This is a genomic window from Streptomyces hilarionis, assembly GCF_024539675.1.
In the GTDB taxonomy this organism is placed as follows: Bacteria; Actinomycetota; Actinomycetes; order Streptomycetales; family Streptomycetaceae; genus Streptomyces; species Streptomyces hilarionis.
This window is the reverse complement of record NZ_JAHHIT010000341.1, coordinates 1-1,598: the sequence shown is the minus strand read 5'-3', so window position 1 is coordinate 1,598 and position 1,598 is coordinate 1. Positions and strand designations below refer to the sequence as shown.

Sequence of the window (1,598 nt, the reverse complement as noted above, 5' to 3'; positions counted from 1 at the left end):
GGCGCGGGACGTGGGCGGGGGGTGGGGAGCCTGCGGTCCGAAAAGATCGTGGGCCCGACCGTGAACCGACGGGCGGGGCTCGTGCGATGAGGAGATGTGAGCGAAACGAGAAGCGACGGGGAGCTGCTGCGGGCCATCGCGGCAGACCGGGACCGTCACGCCTTCGAGGAGCTGTACCGCCGGTACGCCCCGTGGCTGACGGCGCGCATGCGCGGCAGGTGCGCCGACGCCGCGATAGTCGACGACGTCGTCCAGGAGACCTTCCTCGCCGTGTGGCGCGGCACCGCCCGCCACCGCGAGCAGGGCGCCGGCGACGCGGCGGGCTGGCTGTGGCGCATCGCCTCCCGCCGTCTGGTCGACGCCCTGCGCGGTGACGGGGCGCGCGGTCGGCTGCGTCAGACGCTGGCCCGGCTGCGCCACCGCGACGAGGCCTCGGCGGAGGAACGCGTGCTCGCGGGGGTGGAGCACGGGGACCTCGCCGGGGCCCTCACCCGCCTCTCGCCGGAGCTGCGTGCCGTTCTGCAAGCGACCGTCATCGACGGGCTCACCACCCGGGAGGCGGCCGTGCTGCTCGGCATCCCGCCCGGCACCGTCAAGACGCGGGCTCTGCGGGCCCGCAAGCAACTGCGGGAGGCGCTGGCATGAGGCGGTACGTGTGCGGGGCGGGTCTGCGCGTCCGCGCGGGCGAGGACGAGCGGTCGAGGGAGGTCACGGCATGACGTGGCACGTGGCGGAGGACGACCTGCGCGCCTACGCGCAGGGTGAGCTGGCACCACCCCTGCTGTGGTCGGCCGACGCCCATCTCACCGGGTGCGCCCCGTGCCGCGCCCGGCTCGCCGAGGCCGCCGACCCGATCGCCCTGGACGCCGCCTGGGAACGGCTGGACGCGGAGCTGGACGCGCCGCGGCCGGGCCCGGTCGAGCGGCTGCTGGCGCGGCTGGGCGTGGCCGAGCACACCGCACGGCTGCTCGCGGCGACCCCGGTGCTGCGCCGCTCCTGGCTGCTCTCGGTGCTGTTCCTGCTGGTCATGACGGTCCTGGCGGTGCGCGTGGCGGATCAGCCGATGCTGTTCCTCGCGCTCGCGCCGCTGCTCCCGCTCGCCGGGGTCGCCCTGTCGTACGGGCCGTCGCTCGACCCGACGTACGAGATGGCGGTGGTCGCCCCGCTGCACGGCTTCCGGCTGCTGATGATCCGCACGGTGGCGGTGCTCACCGCGGGGCTGGTCTTCAACGGTCTGGCCTCGTTGGCCCTTCCGGGGTACGGGCTGCTGGCCCTGGCCTGGTTGCTGCCGGCGCTCGCCCTGACCGGCACGGGGCTCGCGCTGAGCACCCGGCTGGGTTCGGTCCTCGCGCCCGCGCTGGTCGGCGGGGGGTGGCTGGCGCTGCTGGCCGTCGCCGCCGTCTCGTCGCGGACACCCGGCACGCTCGCGCCCTTCACGGCGGCGGGTCAGGCGGCCGCGGCGTGCGTGGCGCTCCTCGCCGCCCTCCTGCTCTACCAGAGCCGGGACCGCTTCGACGCCCGTCCCCTGGGCGGTTTCCATGACGGCGGCGCGGTATGACCCGGCCCTCCGGCCCCGACGCGGGCCCCCGGTCCGACCC

At 76.1% G+C, this 1,598-nt stretch carries 2 protein-coding genes; both read left to right on the top strand.

The genetic code is table 11. The features are described from left to right. Positions 1-96: 96 nt before the first annotated feature. Entirely contained in the window at positions 97-645 is a 549-nt protein-coding gene (locus KMS84_RS38485; protein WP_256921204.1) for an RNA polymerase sigma factor, read from the top strand. 70 nt (positions 646-715) lie between these two features. Continuing rightward, positions 716-1,558, top strand: a complete 843-nt coding sequence (locus KMS84_RS38480; RefSeq protein ID WP_256921203.1) for an anti-sigma factor family protein — start codon at positions 716-718, stop codon at positions 1,556-1,558. The last annotated feature ends 40 nt before the right edge of the window (positions 1,559-1,598 follow it).

Excerpts from the sequence above, each read along its gene's own strand:
- KMS84_RS38480 (WP_256921203.1), top strand. The coding sequence starts at position 716 with ATGACGTGGCACGTGGCGGAGGACGACCTGCGCGCCTACGCGCAGGGT.